The sequence below is a fragment of the Burkholderia sp. MSHR3999 genome, assembly GCF_000833595.1.
GTDB classification, from domain to species: Bacteria; Pseudomonadota; Gammaproteobacteria; order Burkholderiales; family Burkholderiaceae; genus Burkholderia; species Burkholderia ubonensis.
Map to the genome: position 1 here is coordinate 2,191,689 of NZ_JRFO01000001.1, position 18,108 is coordinate 2,209,796.

The 18,108-nt window shown below is 68.6% G+C and carries 13 protein-coding genes; 3 read left to right on the plus strand and 10 right to left on the minus strand.

All coding sequences use genetic code 11. From position 1 onward, the window contains the following. Positions 1 to 20: 20 nt before the first annotated feature. Positions 21 to 1,163 (minus strand): nitrogen regulation protein NR(II), encoded by a 1,143-nt coding sequence (gene glnL / locus KY49_RS10140; protein WP_042584395.1) that lies wholly within the window; start codon positions 1,161 to 1,163, stop codon positions 21 to 23. Positions 1,164 to 1,339: 176 nt separating this feature from the next. After that, positions 1,340 to 2,755, minus strand: a complete 1,416-nt coding sequence (gene glnA / locus KY49_RS10145; protein ID WP_029226484.1) for a type I glutamate--ammonia ligase — start codon at positions 2,753 to 2,755, stop codon at positions 1,340 to 1,342. 395 nt (positions 2,756 to 3,150) lie between these two features. On the opposite strand from glnA, the gene KY49_RS10150 reads away from it, so the two are divergent. Continuing rightward, positions 3,151 to 3,615 (plus strand): rhodanese-like domain-containing protein, encoded by a 465-nt coding sequence (locus KY49_RS10150; RefSeq protein WP_042584396.1) that lies wholly within the window; start codon positions 3,151 to 3,153, stop codon positions 3,613 to 3,615. A gap of 97 nt (positions 3,616 to 3,712) precedes the next feature. On the opposite strand, the gene KY49_RS10155 is transcribed toward KY49_RS10150, so the two are convergent. The 5 genes from KY49_RS10155 to hrpA all read right to left on the minus strand — a co-directional run bounded on the left by KY49_RS10155 (position 3,713) and on the right by hrpA (position 11,738). Next, complete coding sequence (locus KY49_RS10155) at positions 3,713 to 4,531, minus strand: competence/damage-inducible protein A (RefSeq protein WP_042584397.1); 819 nt, start codon at positions 4,529 to 4,531, stop codon at positions 3,713 to 3,715. Beyond that, positions 4,528 to 5,355, minus strand: a complete 828-nt coding sequence (locus KY49_RS10160; RefSeq protein ID WP_042584398.1) for an EI24 domain-containing protein — start codon at positions 5,353 to 5,355, stop codon at positions 4,528 to 4,530. The genes KY49_RS10155 and KY49_RS10160 overlap by 4 nt, the downstream gene beginning before the upstream one ends. A 142-nt stretch (positions 5,356 to 5,497) precedes the next feature. Next, entirely contained in the window at positions 5,498 to 6,472 is a 975-nt protein-coding gene (locus tag KY49_RS10165; RefSeq protein WP_042584399.1) for a sterol desaturase family protein, read from the minus strand. A 16-nt stretch (positions 6,473 to 6,488) separates the two neighbouring features. Then, positions 6,489 to 7,478, minus strand: coding sequence for a YVTN family beta-propeller repeat protein (locus KY49_RS10170; protein WP_042584400.1), 990 nt, complete (start codon positions 7,476 to 7,478; stop codon positions 6,489 to 6,491). A 165-nt stretch (positions 7,479 to 7,643) separates the two neighbouring features. Further along, positions 7,644 to 11,738 (minus strand): ATP-dependent RNA helicase HrpA, encoded by a 4,095-nt coding sequence (hrpA, locus tag KY49_RS10175; protein WP_042584401.1) that lies wholly within the window; start codon positions 11,736 to 11,738, stop codon positions 7,644 to 7,646. 23 nt (positions 11,739 to 11,761) lie between these two features. Between hrpA and argA the strand changes: the two genes are divergently transcribed. Beyond that, entirely contained in the window at positions 11,762 to 13,141 is a 1,380-nt protein-coding gene (gene argA, locus KY49_RS10180; RefSeq protein ID WP_042584402.1) for an amino-acid N-acetyltransferase, read from the plus strand. 49 nt (positions 13,142 to 13,190) lie between these two features. After that, positions 13,191 to 13,466, plus strand: a complete 276-nt coding sequence (locus KY49_RS10185; protein WP_009692666.1) for an oxidative damage protection protein — start codon at positions 13,191 to 13,193, stop codon at positions 13,464 to 13,466. Positions 13,467 to 13,589: 123 nt separating this feature from the next. Here KY49_RS10185 and KY49_RS10190 read toward each other — a convergent pair whose 3' ends face one another. The 3 genes from KY49_RS10190 to KY49_RS10200 all read right to left on the minus strand — a co-directional run bounded on the left by KY49_RS10190 (position 13,590) and on the right by KY49_RS10200 (position 18,026). Beyond that, a complete protein-coding gene (locus KY49_RS10190) occupies positions 13,590 to 14,987 on the minus strand; it encodes an MFS transporter (RefSeq protein ID WP_042584403.1) in 1,398 nt (465 codons plus the stop codon). An 88-nt stretch (positions 14,988 to 15,075) separates the two neighbouring features. After that, on the minus strand, positions 15,076 to 16,269 hold the full coding sequence (locus tag KY49_RS10195) for a CaiB/BaiF CoA transferase family protein (protein WP_042584404.1): 1,194 nt from the start codon (positions 16,267 to 16,269) through the stop codon (positions 15,076 to 15,078). Further along, positions 16,266 to 18,026 (minus strand): acyl-CoA dehydrogenase family protein, encoded by a 1,761-nt coding sequence (locus tag KY49_RS10200; RefSeq protein WP_042584405.1) that lies wholly within the window; start codon positions 18,024 to 18,026, stop codon positions 16,266 to 16,268. Before KY49_RS10200 ends, KY49_RS10195 begins: the two co-directional genes overlap by 4 nt. Positions 18,027 to 18,108: the final 82 nt, after the last annotated feature.

An 18,108-nucleotide genomic window follows, 5' to 3' on the forward strand; every position in this document is an offset into this window, starting at 1 on the left:
GGTGAATCGCGGGTCGCCGCTCAGTGATCGAGCGGCAGCAAAATCTGAAATTCGGTGCGACCGGGCCGGCTTTCGACCTCGATCATCCCTTCGTGCTGCTGCACGAACGTCTGCGCGAGCGTGAGGCCGAGGCCGCTGCCGTCCTCGCGCCCGGACACGAGCGGGTAGAAGATCCGGTCGCGGATCTCGTCCGGAATGCCCGGCCCGTTGTCGATCACGTGCAAGTCCAGTGCCAGCTTGTACAGGCGCTTCGCGATCGTGATCTTGCGCGCGACCCGCGTGCGCAGCTCGATGCGCGCATCGCCCTGCGCGATCCGCTCGCGCAGCGCCTGCGCCGCGTTGCGCACGATGTTCAGCAGCGCCTGGATCAGCTGCTCCTTGTCGCCGCGCAGGTCCGGCACGCTGACGTCGTAGTCGCGCTCGATCGACAGCCCGCGCGGGAACTCGGCAAGCATCACCGCGCGCACGCGCTCGCACACTTCGTGGATGTTCACGTCGCCGACGATGTGCGGATGCCGGTGCGGCTCGAGCAGCCGGTCGACGAGCGTCTGCAGGCGATCGGACTCCTTGATGATCACCTGCGTGTATTCGCGCAGCTCGCCGCGCTCGCGCTCGCCGAGCTCGAATTCGAGCAGCTGCGCGGCGCCGCGGATCCCGCCGAGCGGGTTCTTGATCTCGTGCGCGAGATTGCGGATCAACTGCTTGTTGACCGCGGTCAGGTCGTGGATGCGCTCCTCGCGGTCGGTGCGCGACTGGCGCTCGTTCTCGAACAGCTCGACGAGCACGAAATCCTGCGCGCTCTCGAGAAAGCCGACGATCGCGTGCACGTGCAGCGGCTCGCGGCCGGGCCGGTCGAGCACGGTGTCGAGGTGCGTCGCGTGAAAGCGTTCCTCGCCGATCGCGGTGATCGTCGACGCGAGCTCGTTCGCGTTCGGAAAGATCTCGCCCCACGGCCGCTGCGCGAGCTGGCGGCGCGAGATGTCGAGCATCGCCTCCGCGGACGGATTCGCGAACGCGATCTTCAGCGTCTTGCGGTCGAGCACCAGCACGACCGTCGGCAGCGCCTCCAGCCCGGCGAGCAGCCCCGAACGTGCGAGCCGCTCGTCATCCGACAGACGCTCAGGCTGCCCCGTCTTCGCCTTGATCAGATTCTTCAGAACCATCTTGCGTGCTTATCGAGCCCAGGATGCGCAAAAAATGTGAATGCCGCGGAACAAAAAAGGGACGGCTGGGCGCCGTCCCCTTTTCAGATTCCGCTGCTCGCGCCGGGAGTTGCGCGGCGCGAGCGAACCGGCGTGGCGGCGCTTCGCCCGCTGAAGCGTCGAAGCGCCATCGCCGCTTACAGCGAGTAGTACATCTCGAACTCGATCGGATGCGTCGTCATGCGGAACTTCGCGAGCTCCTGCTCCTTCAGCGCGAGGTACGCATCGATCATGCCGTCCGTAAACACGCCGCCGCGCGTCAGGAACTCGCGATCCTTGTCGAGTGCTTCGAGCGCCTGGTCGAGGCCCGCGCAGACGGTCGGGATCTTTGCATCCTCTTCCGGCGGCAGGTCGTACAGGTTCTTGTCGGCGGCTTCGCCCGGGTGGATCTTGTTCTGCACGCCGTCGAGGCCCGCCATCATCAGCGCCGTGAAGCACAGGTACGGGTTGGCCATCGGGTCCGGGAAGCGCGTCTCGATGCGGCGGCCCTTCGGGTTCGACACGTGCGGAATGCGGATCGATGCCGAACGGTTGCGTGCCGAGTATGCGAGCTTGACCGGCGCCTCGAAGTGCGGGACGAGACGCTTGTACGAGTTCGTCGTCGGGTTCGTGATCGCGTTCAGCGCACGGGCGTGCTTGATGATGCCGCCGATGTAGAACAGCGCGAATTCCGACAGGCCGGCATAGCCGTTGCCCGCGAACAGGTTCTGGCCGTCCTTCCAGATCGACTGGTGGACGTGCATGCCCGAACCGTTGTCACCGACGACCGGCTTCGGCATGAACGTCGCCGTCTTGCCGTACGAGTGCGCGACGTTGTGGATGATGTACTTCGACCATTGCGTCCAGTCGGCGCGCTGCACGAGCGTCGAGAACTTCGTGCCGATTTCGTTCTGGCCCTGGCCCGCCACTTCGTGGTGGTGCACTTCGACCGGGATGCCGAGCTGTTCGAGCAGCAGGCACATTTCCGAACGCATGTCCTGGAACGTGTCGACCGGCGCGACCGGGAAGTAGCCGCCCTTCGTGCCCGGACGGTGGCCCGTGTTGCCGCCTTCGAATTCCTTGGCCGACGACCACGGCGCTTCTTCCGAGTTGATCTTCACGAAGCAGCCCGACATGTCCGTGTTCCACTGGACCGAGTCGAAAATGAAGAATTCCGGCTCCGGACCGAAGTACGCGGTGTCGCCCAGGCCCGTGCTCTTCAGGTATGCCTCGCCGCGCTTCGCGAGCGAACGCGGGTCGCGCTCGTAGCCCTTGCCGTCGGCCGGCTCGACCACGTCGCAGGTCAGCACCAGCGTCGACTCTTCGTAGAACGGGTCGACGAACGCGGCGCTCGGGTCCGGCATGAGCAGCATGTCCGACGCCTCGATGCCCTTCCAGCCAGCGATCGACGAGCCGTCGAACGCGTGACCGTTCTCGAACTTGTCTTCGTCAAACGCCGACACCGGCACCGACACGTGCTGCTCCTTGCCGCGCGTATCGGTGAAGCGGAAATCGACAAACTTGACGTCCTCGTCCTTCACGAGCTGCATGACGTCGGCGACGGTTTTACTCATAACCTCTTCTCCTGATTGAACAATACCGGCGGACTGGGACCGCCTCGTTTATCGAGCTGCTCGGAGCTTGGCTTTGGCGCAGCGTGCCCCGATTCGACCGGATTCAATAAAGCAGCTTCCGTGCCATGTTTGCGCGGGGCGGGCGCAAATCGCGCCGTGGCTCGCCGCGACGAGGCTACGCCGCGCAATTTCGGGGCCTTGCCGGTTCGTCGCAGGCACCCCGATGGTGCACTCCATCGTGTGCGGCATCACGAATGAATCATTATGGTGCATTTCACGCATTTTGCACCCTTTTGGTGAGCACGCGCGCCGTGCACGGGCCGCGTGGCGCACGGGCATCGCGCGGCAGGCGGCGCGCTAGAATGTTCGTTTGATCGATAGGGAGACCTCCTGCCATGAGTACGCTCGAACAGCTTTACGCGAAGGCCGACGAACGCCGCGCCCAAGGCGCGCTGAACTATGCCGGCGCGCTGCTGCCGGCCGAGGCATTCGAACTGCTGCAGCTCGACCCGTCGGCGCGCCTCGTGGACGTGCGCACCCGCGCCGAGCTGGACTGGGTCGGCCGCCCGCTCGTCGGCGACGGCCAGTACCTGCATCTCGAATGGGCCCGCTACCCGGGCGGCGTGCCGAATGCCGAATTCGTCGACCAACTGAAGGCGGCCGTCGAACCCGGCGCACCGGTGCTGTTCCTGTGCCGCAGCGCCGCGCGCTCGAAACTCGCCGCGCTCGCCGCCACGCAGGCCGGCTACACGAAGGCGTTCGACCTGCTCGAAGGCTTCGAGGGCGCGAAGGACGCCGAAGGCCACCGCAAGACGGTCGAAGGCTGGTGCTTCCGGAAACTGCCGTGGATCGGCGCCTGACGGCGCACGCGCGCCGTCTGCGTCATCGTCGAGCCGGGCGATGACATCCCGATGACGGGCCGCGTTGGTGAACGACTGCGGCCCGTTGCGTTCTCGCTTACGACGCGCGCGTCACTTCGGGTTCGACGACGTCGCCGCCGAGCAGGTGCACGCCTTCGCGCAGCTTCACGAACGCGGCCGCGACCGCTTCCGGTTCGCCCTTCACGCCGAGGTCGATATGGCGGCGCGCGTAGATCCCGCCCCGCTCCGCATCGCCGACGCTCGGCAGGCTGAACACCCGCACGCCCGGAAAATCGCGCTCGATCTTCTCCATCAGCGGCGTGAGCGTCGATTCCGGCAGCTCGAACACGTACAGCGAGCGCTCCGCGTGCGGCGTCGCGTGGTGCAGGTGCGCATAGCGCGTGTCGAGCACCCACTCGATCATCGGCCACGCCATCACCGGGAAGCCCGGCACGAAGTGGACGTCGCCGACCGAGAAGCCCGGAATCCGGTTGTAGCCGTTCGGGATGATCGTCGCGCCGCGCGGAAACACGCCCATGTTGAGCCGGTGCCGGTTTTCCGGCGAGTCGAAATCGATCGGCTGGTCCGGGTCGGTGTGCGTCTCGCGGATGCGCTCCTGGATCAGCAGCTTCGCGTCCGGATGCAGTTCGAGCGGCACGCCGAGCGCCGCGGCCGCGCACTGGCGCGTATGGTCGTCCGGCGTCGCGCCGATGCCGCCCGTCGAGAACACGATGTCGCCCGCCGCGAACGCGCGGGCGAGCGTCGCGGTGATCCGCGCCGGATCGTCGCCGACGTACTCGGCCCAGTCGAGCGCGAGGCCGCGCGCGCCGAGCAGCTCGATGAGCTTCGCGAGATGCTTGTCCTGCCGGCGGCCGGAAAGGATTTCGTCGCCGATGATGATGATGCCGATACTCATGCCTGCCCCATGTCGATGGTGGTGGCGCGCGGCGTCGCGCGCAGGTCCTCCAGCGCGCGCAGGCAGTAATGGCCGAACCACAGCGCCGAAAAAACCAGAATGAACGCGTAAACCCAGATCATCGCCGCCGCGACGAACGGAAACAACACCATCATCCAGACGGACGACACCCAGATGAGGGTCGGCAGCGTGCCGAGAAAGCCGGTCGCGACGCCGATGCCGATCAGCGGCCAGCGGTGCCGCTGCACGAGCGCGCGGCGTTCGTCGCGGCTCGCGTGCTCCGCGAGCGCGTCGTAGGTCATCACCCGATACGTGATCCAGCCCCCGATCACCGGCGGCAGCAGCGCGAAGAACGGCGGGATCAGCCACAGCGGCAGCGTGACGACGAACGCCACGATGCCGGCGAACGCCGTCCACAACGCATTGAACATGCTGCCGACGAAGGTGCCGCCGCGCTTCATCTCGAGCGCGGCGAACTGGCGGCTCGACAGGTACTTGACCACGACCGGCATCGAGATCGACGCGATCAGCAGCAGCACCGTCAGCACGATCAGCGGCACCGCGAGCGCCACGACGACGAACGGCGCGACGACCGCATGCAGCTGCGACAGCCCGATCAGGTCGAACACCCGGTAGAGCGCCGTCGTCAGCGCGAAGCCGTCGAGCGCGCCGCGCGCGGCGTCGACGAGCGTCTGCCACGCAAACCACAGCAGGACGCCCCAGAACAACGCGGAGACGACGAACGGCATCAGGGTGAGCCAGAGCATCCGCGGGTGCAGCGCGCTCGCGAGTGCCCGGACGAAGGAACGCAGCAAGTCGTTCATGCGGGCCTGGGTCGACGAAGAAAAACGGGGAAAGGATAAACCACGCGGCCCGTCTGCGCCAAAACGCAGACGGGCCGCGGGAAAGGAACGCCCGGCGCAGGAACGGGCATCGCCGGACGCAGAGGAATGACGGGCGCCGCGCTCAGGCCGACGCCGCGCCGCGCTTCGCGGGGACGAGGCGCCGGAAGATCCGCACGAACGCGAGACCGTGCTGCGCCCAGAAGCCTTCGCCGTACGACACGCCCTCGATCTGCTCGCGGATGCCGGTCGGCTCGACCGTGCGGTTCCACGACGCAGTGCCGAACATCATGTCCCACCACGGGAACAGCACGCCGAAGTTGCAGCCGTACTTGGTGCCTTCGTGGCCGTAGCCGACCGCGTGGTGGCGGCGGTGGAACGTCGGGCTGACGAGCAGGCGCTCGCCGAGCCAGCCGAACGACAGCCGCGCATTGGTGTGCTGGATGCTCTGCGCGAAGTTGGTGAGCGCGGTCAGCACGACGAACTGCGACGGCGACACGCCGATCACGAGCGCGATCGCCGCGAAGAAGCACGACTGGATCACGTCGTCGAGCAGGTGGTTGCGGTCGTCGCACCACAGCGACATCTGCCGCTGGCTGTGATGCACCGCGTGCAGCTCCCACCAGATGCCGATCTTGTGCTGCCAGCGGTGATACCAGTAGCCGGCGAAGTCGAGCACGACGACGTAGATCGCGAACGTGACGATCGGCTGCGACGTGACGCCCGGCCACAGGTAGTCGAGGTTGAAGTTCGCGATGCCGTGCAGGCGCAGCCACGCCTGGAAGTTGTCGAACAGCGGCTGCAGCGCGAAGAAGAAGAACAGCGAGTAGATGCCGAGCTTCGCGATCAGCGTGTAGATCACGTCGACCCGCACCGCCTTGCGGTTCGTCCATTTCTCGACCGGCCGCAGCGCCTCGAGCGGGCGCAGCAGCACGAACATCGCGACGATCTGCAGCGCGCCGACGATCACCCAGTAGAGCGCGTCGTAAGTATCCTCGTCGTAGTCCATCAGGTTGAACTTGAAGAGGAGCGGCTGCACGACGTCGACGTACAGCCAGGTCTGGATGTCCGACACGAATGCGTCGATCAGGTGCAGCATCGTTTGCTCCCGAGCGTCACGCGCCGTTCGCCGCCTTCCACGGCGCGCGGTCGTAGAAGTAGATCCCGTGCGGCGAGCGGCCGACGGCGATCGTCTGCACCAGCTTGCGCGACGCCAGGTCGATGATGCCGACCTTCTTCGCGAAGCGGAACGTCACCCACAGCGTCTTCTTGTCGGCGGACAGCTCCATGTCGTCGGGGCCGGGCAACAGGCCCGTGATGTCGCCGACGTTGGTGAGCGTGTTCTCGTCGATGATGCTGATCGTGTTCGCGACCCGATTCGTGATCGCGACGTGCGTGCCGTCGGCGAGCGAGCGGAAGTTGTGCGCGCCCTTGCCGGTCGTGATCGTCTTCACGACCTTCTGGTTGCGCCAGTCGACGACCGCGACGTAGTCCGCGCCCGTCATCCCGACCAGCAGGTACTTGTCGTCCGGCGTCAGCCACAGGCCCGCCGGCACCTTGCCGACCGGCATCTTCCACTTGACCGTCTGCGTCGCGAGGTCGACCGCCGCGATCTCGCCGGACACCTGCAGCGACACCAGCACCGTCTTGCTGTCCTTCGTGAACGCGAGGTGGCTCGGCATCACCGCGAGCGGCACGCGCTTCGCGATCTTCAGGTCATGGCCGTCGTAGCTGTAGATGTCGAGGCGATCGAGGCGCAGCCCGGTCGACACGAACCACTTGTGATCGGGCGAGAAGCCGAGCTGGTAAGGATCCTCGATGCCTTCGACCGTGCGCTGCAGCTTGCCCGTCTTCGGATCGACGAACATCAGGCTGTTCGACACCGAATTCGCGACGATCAGCGATCCGTTGTCGGGCGTCGCCATCAGGTGGTGCGGTTCCTTGCCGGTCGGCATCGTGCCGACGACCTGGCGGCTCTGCTGGTCGATCAGGGAAAGCGTCGCTTCGGCCGAATTGAGGACGATGACGTTGTTCGCGTGTGCGGCGGGCGCCAGCACGGCTGCGGCCAGCGCGAGCGCGCGGCCGAGGGAAAGGAAAGTGCGCATGAAGACTCACGTCGTAGATCGGGCGTCATTGTAAAACGGACGACCGCCCCCGCCGGTTGACGGAAACGGACGTTGCGCCACTTCGACGCAGGGCCGGCGGCGGCGTTCCCGCGCGCGCGAAAGATTCCCGCGCGGGGCGCGCCGCCGGCCGGGGCCGCGCCGGCCCTAGCGTTGCATCGACTCCCAGACCTTGTGCAGCCGCTTGACCGACACCGGCATCGGCGTGCGCAGCTCCTGCGCGAACAGCGAGATCCGCAGCTCCTCGAGCAGCCAGCGGAACTCCGCGAGGCGCGCATCGGCGACGCCGCCGCGCTGCGACACCGCGCGCTGGTATTGCTGGACGAGCGGCTGCAGGTCGCCGAACTGCTTCGCGTCCCGGGCCGGATCGGCCTTCAGCTTGTCGATCCGCAGCGCGATCCCCTTCAGGTAGCGCGGGAAGTGCGCAAGCTGAACGTAAGGCGTGTCGATCACGAAGCGCTTGCCGACCAGCGCGGCGAGCTGCTGCTGCAGGTCCGCGTGCGCCTGCGCGAACGGCTTCGCCTGCGCGAGCTTCTTCGCGAGCCCCGCGTATTCGGCGAGGATCTGCCCGACGAGCCGCGCGATCTCCTGCGCGAGCAGGTTCAGCCGGCTCCTGCCCTCGTCGCGGCGCGCGTGGAAGCTCGCGTCGTCGACGGGCAGCGGATCCTGCAGGCACGCGCGGTCGAGCGCGGTGTCGATCAGCTGGTCGCGCAGCTCGTCCTGCGTGCCGAGCGACATGTACTGCATCGCCATCTCGCGCAGGCCCGGCAGGTTCTTCTCCAGATACTTGATCGGCTCCTTCAGCTGCAGCGCGAACAGCCGCCGCAGCCCCGCGCGATGGATGCGCGCGGCTTCCTCCGGCGAATCGAACACCTCGACGTCGCAATGCGCGCCGCGGTCGACGAGCGCCGGGTAGCCGAACAGCGTCTGCCCGCGCCGGCGGATTTCCAGCAGCTCGGGCAGCTTGCCGAAATTCCAGGTCGTCAGGTTCTCGTAGAGCGCCGTCGCACCGGCTTGCGCCGGGGCGGCGGTCTGCGGCGGTGCGCCCTTCCCGATCTTGCCGCCGCTCTTGCCGCCCTGCGCGGCGCCCGCGCCGGCGGACGGGGCCGCATCGGCGTCGCCGCCGGCCGTGATCGTCGCCGCCGCGGCGATCTTCTGGAACTGCTGCTGCGCCTGCGCGCCGAGTTCGCTGCGCAGCTGCGCGAGATTGCGCCCCATCGCGAGCTGGCGGCCGTGCTCGTCGATCACCTTGAAGTTCATGAACAGGTGCGCGGGCAGCGTTTCGAGCTTGAAGTCGCCCGTCTTCATCATGACCTGCGTCTGCGCGCGCACGTCGGCGATCAGCGCCTCGACGAGCCCGCCCGCACCGAAGCGCTCGCGCCCCATGCGCTCGACGAAGCCGGCCGCGAATTCCGGCAGCGGCACGCAGTGCCGGCGCAGCTTCTGCGGCAGCGACTTCAGCAGCAACTGCACCTTCTCCTTCAGCATCCCCGGCACGAGCCACTCGCAGCGGCGCGCGTCGACCTGGTTCAGCGCGTAGAGCGGCACCGCGAGCGTCACGCCGTCGCGCGGCGCGCCCGGCTCGAAGTGATACGTGAGCGCCATCTCGACGCCCGCCATCGTCGCGCGCTTCGGGAACAGCTCGGTCGTCACGCCCGCCGCCTCGTGGCGCATCAGGTCGTCGCGCGACAGGTACAGCAGGCGCAGCTTGTCTTCCGGCTGGCCGCCCTTCTTCACCTCGTCGCGATACCAGCGCTCGAACGCGGCGCCCGTGTGGATGCCTTCCGGAAGCGCCTGGTCGTAGAACGCGTAGATCAGCTCGTCGTCGACCAGCACGTCCTGCCGGCGCGACTTGTGCTCGAGCTGCTCGATGTCGGCGAGCAGCTTGCGGTTGTGCGCGAAGAACGCGAGCTTCGTGTCGAACTCGCCTTCGACGAGCGCGCCGCGGATGAACAGCTCGCGCGCGCGCGCCGGGTCCTGCCTGCCGAACGCGACGCGCCGCCGGTGGTAGACCGGCAAGCCGTACAGCGTCGCGCGCTCGAATGCGCTCACCTGCGCCGGGCGCTTTTCCCAGTGCGGCTCCGACAGCGCCTTCTTCAGCAGATGCGCGCCGACCTTCTCGATCCATTCCGGCTCGATCTTCGCGAGGCAGCGCGCGTACAGCCGGCTCGTCTCGACCAGCTCGGCCGCCATCACCCAGCGTCCCGCCTTCTTCGCGAGCGCCGAGCCCGGCCACAGGAAGAATTTGATCCCGCGCGCGCCGAGATAGTGCGGCTCGTCGTCGGCCTTCAACCCGAGGTTGCCGAGCAGGCCCGTCATCAGGGCCAGATGGATCTGCTCGTAGGTCGCTTCCGCGTCGTTCAGCCGCCAGCCGTGCTCGCGCACGACGGTCAGGAGCTGCGAATGGACGTCACGCCATTCGCGCAGGCGCAGGTGCGACAGGAAATTCTGGCGGCACGCGTCGATCAGCTGGCGGTTCGACTTCTTGTGCGCGACCGCTTCCTCGAACCACGCCCAGATCTTCAGCCATTGCAGGAATTCCGAGCGCTCGTCGGCGAAGCGGCGGTGCGCCTGGTCGGCCTGCTCCTGCGCGTCGATCGGCCGGTCGCGCGGGTCCTGCACCGACAGCGCGCTCGCGATGATCAGCACTTCGCGCAGCGCCTGCTGGTCGCGCGCGCCGAGGATCATCCGGCCGACCCGCGGATCGAGCGGCAGCCGCGCGAGCTCGCGGCCGAGCGGCGTCAGCGCGTTGTCGTCGTCGACCGCGCCGAGCTCGTTGAGCAGCTGGTAGCCGTCCGCGATCGCGCGGCCCGGCGGCGGCTCGAGGAACGGGAACATCTCGATCGCCGTCAGGTGCAGCGACTTCATCCGCAGGATCACCGACGCGAGCGACGAGCGCAGGATTTCCGGATCGGTGAAGCGCGGCCGCGCCTGGTAGTCGGTTTCCTCGTACAGGCGGATGCAGATGCCGTCCGCGACCCGGCCGCAGCGGCCCGCGCGCTGGTTCGCGGCGGCCTGCGAGATCGACTCGACCTGCAGCTGCTCGACCTTGTTCCGGTACGAATAGCGCTTCACGCGCGCGAGGCCGGTGTCGACGACGTAGCGGATGCCCGGCACCGTCAGCGAGGTCTCGGCGACGTTCGTCGCGAGCACGATGCGGCGCGCGTTCGACGGCTTGAACACCTTGTCCTGCTCGGCCGCCGACAGGCGCGCGAACAGCGGCAGGATCTCGGTGTGCGGCGGGTGATGCTTGCGCAGCGCCTCCGCGGCCTCGCGGATCTCGCGCTCGCCGGGCAGGAACACCAGCACGTCGCCCGAGCCTTCGCGGCACAGCTCGTCGACCGCGTCGACGATCGCGTCCATCTGGTCCCGCTCGGCCTCGCGCGCGGTCTTCACGCGGTCACGGCTCGCGGTGCCCTCGGCGTGCTTCACGGCCGGGCGATCCTCGGCCACCGGGCGGTAGCGCATCTCGACCGGATACAGGCGCCCGCTCACCTCGATCACCGGCGCCGGCCGTTCGTCGCTGCCGAAATGGCGCGCGAAGCGGTCCGCGTCGATCGTCGCCGACGTGACGATCAGCTTCAGGTCCGGGCGCTTCGGCAGGATCTGCTTCAGGTAGCCGAGCAGGAAGTCGATGTTCAGGCTGCGCTCGTGCGCCTCGTCGATGATCAGCGTGTCGTATGCCTTCAAGAGCGGATCGGTCTGCGTCTCGGCGAGCAGGATGCCGTCCGTCATCAGCTTGACGGACGCGCCGGGCGCGAGATTGTCGGTGAAGCGCACCTTGTAGCCGACCACTTCGCCGAACGGCGTGCCGAGCTCCTCGGCAATGCGGCGGCCGGTCGACGACGCGGCGAGCCGGCGCGGCTGCGTGTGGCCGATCAGGCCGGTGCCGCCCGCGCCGAGGCCGCGGCCGAGTTCGAGGCAGATCTTCGGGAGCTGCGTGGTCTTGCCCGAGCCCGTCTCGCCGCAGACGATCACGACCTGATGGCCGGCGATCGCACGCGCGATCTCGTCGCGCTTGCCCGACACGGGCAGGCTTTCGGGGTACGTGATCGGCGGGACCGGATTGGGCGTGACGGCGGCACGCGGCGCGCGCTCGCGTTGCGGCCCGCGCTGCGGATTGCCCGTCGGCGCGCGTGGCGTCCGGCCCTCGGGCTGGCGCGCGTCGCCCGCACCATCCGGGTGCTCGGCCGACGGCGCGTTGGCCCGCGTCGGCGCGGGACTTTTAGGTACATTCGACATGGGGGCGCATTATAATCCCGCCCATGAATTCCCAAACCGACCTCCCCCACGCCCAGTCCGGCGCCGCGAACCCGCCGGCCGCCGACGATTCGGCCGCCAGCCACGCGCAGTTCGTCGACTGGATGCGCTCCGTCGCGCCCTATATCCACAAGTTCCGCAACAACACATTCGTCGTGGGATTCGGCGGCGAGGTCGTCCAGCAGGGACTCCTCAGCGCACTGGTGTCCGACATCGCGCTGCTGCAGGCGATGGGCATCCAGATCGTGCTCGTGCACGGCTCGCGGCCTCAGGTCGAGGAGCAGTTGAACCTGCACGGTGTCGAATCCGAGTTTTCGCACGGGCTGCGCATCACCGATGCGCGCGCGCTCGAATCCGCGAAGGAAGCGGCCGGCGAAGTGCGCCTCGACATCGAGGCCGCGATCAGCCAGGGCCTGCCGAACTCGCCGATGGCGCACGCGCACATCAGCGTCGTGTCGGGCAACTTCGTGACGGCGCGGCCGGTCGGTATCCTCGACGGAGTCGATTTCGCGCATACGGGCGTGGTGCGCAAGATCGACGCCGAATCGATCCGCCATTCGCTCGCGAGCCGCAAGCTGGTGCTGCTGTCGCCGCTCGGCTTCTCGCCGACCGGCGAGGCGTTCAACCTGTCGATGGAGGACGTCGCGTCCGCGGCGGCGATCGCGCTGCGCGCCGACAAGATCATCTTCCTGACCGAGGCGCCCGGCATCGTCGACGACGAAGGCGAGCTGGTCCGCGAAATGTCGCTCGACGCAGCCGCCGAGCTGCTCGACTCGGGCAACGTCCAGGGCGACGACGCGTTCTTCCTGAAGCACGCGATCCGCGCGTGCCGCGGCGGCGTGACCCGTGCGCACCTGATCCCGCAGTCGCTCGACGGCAGCATGCTGCTCGAGCTGTTCCTGCACGACGGCGTCGGCACGATGATCTCGTACGAGAACCTCGAGAGCCTGCGCGAAGCGACGCCGGACGACGTCGGCGGCATCCTGTCGCTGATCGAGCCGCTCGAGACGGACGGCACGCTGGTGCGGCGCGGGCGCCACCAGATCGAGCGCGACATCGACCACTTCTCGGTGATCGAGCACGACGGCGTGCTGTTCGGCTGCGCGGCGCTGTACCCTTACCAGCAGGAAAAGATCGGCGAGATGGCGTGCCTGACCGTCGCGCCCGAGGCGCAAGGCTCCGGCGACGGCGAGCGGCTGCTCAAGCGCATCGAGCAGCGCGCGCGGGCGCGCGGCCTCACGCACATCTTCGTGCTCACGACGCGCACCGAGCACTGGTTCCTCAAGCGCGGCTTCGTGAAGGTGAGCGTCGACGACCTGCCGGAAGACCGCCGCAAACTCTATAACTGGCAGCGCAAGTCGCTCGTGCTGATGAAGCAGCTCTGAGCGCAGGCACGGCTGCCCTCCCCCAGACCGATTACAGGAGAAGTACACGATGGCTCGAATGATCCAATGCGCGAAGCTCGGCAAGGAAGCCGAAGGTCTCGATTTCCCGCCGCTGCCGGGCGAACTCGGCAAGCGCATTTACGAAAGCGTGTCGAAGGAAGCGTGGCAGGGCTGGCTCAAGCAGCAGACGATGCTGATCAACGAGAACCGCCTGAACATGGCCGACCCGCGCGCGCGCCAGTACCTGATGAAGCAGACCGAGAAGTACTTCTTCGGCGAAGGTGCGGACCAGGCGTCCGGCTACGTGCCGCCGACGGAAGGCTGACGCGAGTCGCGCGGCCGGCTTCCGCCGGTCTTGCACCGATATCGAAAGCGGCACCGTGCGACGCGCGGTGCCGTTTTCGTTTTGGGGGGCGACTTCCGGCGGCGACAGCGCGCGCCGCGCCGCTCACCCCGCCGGCTTCAGCGCGCCGCCCTCGCTGGCCTGCTCCAGCCCGCCAGCCGCGTTGTCGGCGCCCCATTCCGCCGCATCGCTGCGCTCGGCGCTCGACAGCTCGTCCGCGCGATGGCCCGTGCGGTTCAGCAGCGCCAGCATGCAGACGAGCGACACGCACGCGTAGAGCCCCGACGCGATCGCGACGCCGACGATGCTGCCCGTCGCGTTGAGGATCGCCTGCGCGAGCACCGGCGTGCCGCCGCCGACGACGAGCGCGCTCAACTGGTACGCGAGCGACAGCCCCGTATAGCGGACGTTCGCCGGAAACACGCGCGCGAGCACGCCGCCGACCGCGCCGTAGAACATCGCCGACGGAATCGTCGACACGCACATGCCGGCGACGGCGATCCAGTACGAGCGGGTCGCGAGCGCGTGGAACATCACCGGCATCAGCACGATCTCCGGAATCAGGATCCAGCACATCGCGCGCCGCATGTCGATCTTCGACACGAGCCATGCGCCGACGGGTTGCATCAGGAACTGCACGACGAGCGACATCGACAGGATTCCGAGGAACGTCCCCTGCGCGTAGCCGAGCTCCCGGGTCGCCCACGACAGCGCGAACGTGCTGCGGAAATACGTGACGTTGATGACGGGCAGCGTGCCCGCCGCGAGCAGCACGACCGGCCAGTGATCGCGCACCACGTCGCGCAGCGGCAGCTTCACCGTGCGCTTGCGCTGCAGCACGCGCTGCATGTCGGCCGACTCCTCGAGCTTCAGGCGGATCACCATGCCGACGACCACGAGCACCGCCGACAGCAGGAACGGGATGCGCCAGCCCCACATCAGGAACGCGGGCGTCGGCAGCGCGCTCAGCGCGAAGAACGCGCCGGTCGCGAGCAGGTTGCCGGTGGGCGAGCCCTGCTGTGCGAACGCCGCGTACAAGATGCTCCGGTGCTTCGGCGCGTTTTCGCTCGCGATCAGCACCGCGCCGCCCCACTCGCCGCCGACCGCGACGCCCTGCAGCACGCGCAGCACGACGAGCCCGGCCGGCGCCCATGCGCCGATCTGCGCGTAGCTCGGCAACAGGCCGATGCCGGTGGTCGCGAGCCCCATCATCACCAGCGTGATCACGAGCGCGGTCTTGCGGCCGACGCGGTCGCCGAGATGGCCGAACACGATCCCGCCGAGCGGACGCGCCGCGAAGCCGGCCCAGAACGTGACGAACGCGAGCAGCGTCGCGACGCCGGGATTCATCGTGCTCGCAAAGAACACCTTGCCGAACACGAGCGCGGCGGCCGTGCCGTAGATATAGAAGTCGTACCACTCGATCGTCGTGCCGACGAACGCGGCAAGCGCGGCGCGGCCCGGCCGCGGGTTCGCGGCGGGTTGGGGATGCGGACGGGTCATCGATGTCTCCGTGTCAGTAGTCGGTGGCGCGACTGCCGCGCGCCTTGTCCGGTTTGGCCGGGCTGTGCCGCCGGCCGGCGGCCTCGCGTCAGTCGGGCGCCTTCAGCACGCCGGCGTCGAGCAATTGCTGCTGCAGCGCCGGATCGACCCCGAGACGGTCGAGCACCGCGCGCGTGTCGCGGCCCAGCGCCGGCGGCGACGAGCGGTAGGTCGCCGGCGTGCGCGACAGCTTCACGGGCGACGCGATGCCGCGATACGCGCCGATCTCGACGAACAAGTCGCGGTGCCACGCATGCGGATCGCGCACGACGTCGGCGACCGTCTGCACCGGGCCGCACGGCACGCCGGCCGCCATCAGGTCGCGCGCGAGCGGCAAGCATGCATGCGGCGCCAGCAACGCTTCCAGCGCGGCCTTCAGCTCGGGCCGGTGCGCGCAGCGGCTACGGTTGTCGACGAAGCGCGGATCGTCCACCAGTTCCGGCGCGCCGAGATGCGCGGCGAGCCGCGCGAACTGCCGGTCGTTGCCGACCGCCAGGAAGATCGGCACGGTCGCGGTGCGGTAGCCGTCGTACGGCGCGATGTTCGGATGCGCGTTGCCGCTGCGTTCCGGCGTGCGCCCGGAGCCGAAGAAGTTCGGCAGATGCGGATGCAGCAGCGACACGCCGCAGTCGTAGAGCGCGATGTCGATCGACTGCCCGTGCCCGCTCCTTTCGCGCTCGGCCAGCGCGAGCAGGATCCCGGCGAGCGCGTTGAGCCCCGTCACCATGTCGACGATCGGCAGGCCGATGCGCATCGCGTCGCCGTCGCGCTCGCCGTTGACGCTCATCAGCCCGGCCATCGCCTGGATCACCGCGTCGTAGCCGGGCAGCCCGCCGAGCGGACCGTCGGCGCCGAAGCCCGTCACCGCGCAGTGGATCAGCCGCGGAAAGCGCGGCCGCAGGTCGCGCGCGTAGTCCATGCCCCAGCGCGCGAGCGTGCCCGGCTTGAAGTTCTCGACCAGCACGTCGGCCTCCTCGAGCAGACGCCACAGGATCGCGCGGCCCTCGTCGCACGACAGGTCGAGCGCGAGCCCCTCCTTGTTGCGGTTGACGCCGATGAAGTACCACGCGGTGTCGTCGAGAAACGGCGGCCCCCAGCCGCGCGTCTCGTCGCCCGCCGGCGGTTCGATCTTGATCACCTGCGCGCCGTGGTCGGCGAGCGCCTGCGTGCAGTACGGGCCGCCGAGCACGCGGCTCAGGTCGACGACCTTCAGGCCGGCCAGTGCGCCTTGCGTCCCGTTCATCGCTCGACCTCCGGCAGCAGGTCGAGCGCTGCGGCCAGCGACACCGGCGCGCCGCGCAGCAGCGCGTCGACCGTCGCCGCCTCGTCGCGGCGCTCGCGGCGCGACGGCGGCGCGAGCGGATCGACGGGCAGCAGCTTCTCGCGCACGATCAGGTGCGCGAGCGCGAGACGGCGATGGTCCGGCGCCGTGCATACGCCCTCGCACGCCATCAGGATCGCCGCGCTCGCGTAGTACAGCGCGGACGCGGCCTGGCGCACGCCTGCGTCGTCGCCGCTCGCCGCGACCTGCGCGAGCGCATCGGTTGCGCGCGCGAGCACGCGCGTGAACACGGTGCGGCTCGCGTCCGGCAACGGCGCCTGGCCGAGCCGGTCGGCGAGGAACGCATGCAGCGCGTCGAGCGCGCGCTCGCGCTGCGCGGCGCGCGCGACGTCGAGCGCGACGATGTTGCTCGTGCCCTCCCAGATCGAGCCGAGATGCGCATCGCGCACGAGCCGCGCGTCGCTCCATTCCTCGATGTAGCCGGTGCCGCCGCGCACTTCCATCGCGTCGCCCGTCACGCGGCGCGCGTCGCGGCACGCGCGGAACTTGATCAGCGGCGTCAGGATGCGCACGCAGCGCGCGGCCTCGGCATCGCCGGCGTCGGCTTGCTGCAGCAGCAGCGCGATCCGGATGAACATGGTGCGCGCGGCCTCGGTCGGCAGCAGCATCTTCATCAGCTGCCGCTGCATCAGCGGCAGCTCGATCAGCGTGCGGCCGAACGCCTCGCGATGCATGGCGACGTGCAGCGCCTCGTTCATCGCGCGCCGCATCAAGCCCGCCGCGCGGACGCCGTTCGACAGCCGCGACATGTTGATCATGTCCGCCATCTGGTGGAAGCCGCGGCCGATCTCTCCGATCAGGTATGCGTGCGCGCCTTCGAGCGCGATCTCGCCGCTCGCCATCGACCGGCTGCCGAGCTTGTCCTTCAGCCGCACGATCCGGTAGTGGTTGCGCGTGCCGTCCGGCAGCGTCTTCGGCAGCAGGAACAGCGCCAGCCCCTTGATGCCGTCCGGCGCGCCGTCGGGCCGCGCGAGCACCATCGCGAGATCGGCGTCGGCGTTCGAGCAGAACCACTTGTCGCCGTACAGGCGCCACACCGTGTCGCCGTGCGCGTCCGTGTCGCGCGCCGCGCGCGTCGCGATCCGGCCGACGTCGGAGCCCGCCGCCTGCTCGGTCATGAACATCGCGCCCTGGTACAGCGTGTCGAAGTCGCGCGACGCGAGCATCGGCAGATAGCGCGCGACGAGCTCCGGCTCGCCGAAGCGGCGCAGCGTGCGGGTCAGCGAGTCGGTCATGCTGACCGGGCAGCACAGCCCGAACTCCGCCTGCACGAACAGGAAGGTCAGCGCGTACTTGACGAGCGGCGATGCAGGCGCGCGCTGGTGGCTCAGCGACGCGAGCCCGAGCTCCGCATACGCGACGCGCTCGAGCGCGACATACGCGGGATGCTTGTCGATCCGCTGCACGGGCTCGCCGCGCCGGTTGCGATGCTCGAGCACCGGCGGATGCTTGTCCGCGCATGCGGCCCATTCGTCGAGCTCGCCGCTGACGCGCGCGCCGAGCGCGTGCAGCTGCGGTTCGAGTTCCGCATATCGCGCATCGCCGAGATGGAGCCTCAGCAGCACGCCCAGATCCGGATCCGCGGTGAAGAAATTGATGCCCCGGGTGTCGGGGATATTGGAAGCGCCGGTGGTCGGCGCGCGATCGATGTCGTTCAAGTCGGTGTCTCCTGCCCATGCCAAGCGGTCCGATCAGCGTAGGCGCGGGACCGATAAGCGTCCAATACAGGATTTATCCGGT

Coding starts and splice junctions, on each gene's coding strand:
- hrpA (WP_042584401.1), bottom strand. CDS start 11,738: ATGTCGAATGTACCTAAAAGTCCCGCGCCGACGCGGGCCAACGCGCCG.
- argA (WP_042584402.1), top strand. CDS start 11,762: ATGAATTCCCAAACCGACCTCCCCCACGCCCAGTCCGGCGCCGCGAAC.
- KY49_RS10160 (WP_042584398.1), bottom strand. CDS start 5,355: ATGAACGACTTGCTGCGTTCCTTCGTCCGGGCACTCGCGAGCGCGCTG.
- KY49_RS10190 (WP_042584403.1), bottom strand. CDS start 14,987: ATGACCCGTCCGCATCCCCAACCCGCCGCGAACCCGCGGCCGGGCCGC.
- KY49_RS10185 (WP_009692666.1), top strand. CDS start 13,191: ATGGCTCGAATGATCCAATGCGCGAAGCTCGGCAAGGAAGCCGAAGGT.
- KY49_RS10165 (WP_042584399.1), bottom strand. CDS start 6,472: ATGCTGCACCTGATCGACGCATTCGTGTCGGACATCCAGACCTGGCTG.
- KY49_RS10150 (WP_042584396.1), top strand. CDS start 3,151: ATGAGTACGCTCGAACAGCTTTACGCGAAGGCCGACGAACGCCGCGCC.
- glnL (WP_042584395.1), bottom strand. CDS start 1,163: ATGGTTCTGAAGAATCTGATCAAGGCGAAGACGGGGCAGCCTGAGCGT.
- KY49_RS10195 (WP_042584404.1), bottom strand. CDS start 16,269: ATGAACGGGACGCAAGGCGCACTGGCCGGCCTGAAGGTCGTCGACCTG.
- KY49_RS10155 (WP_042584397.1), bottom strand. CDS start 4,531: ATGAGTATCGGCATCATCATCATCGGCGACGAAATCCTTTCCGGCCGC.
- KY49_RS10170 (WP_042584400.1), bottom strand. CDS start 7,478: ATGCGCACTTTCCTTTCCCTCGGCCGCGCGCTCGCGCTGGCCGCAGCC.
- glnA (WP_029226484.1), bottom strand. CDS start 2,755: ATGAGTAAAACCGTCGCCGACGTCATGCAGCTCGTGAAGGACGAGGAC.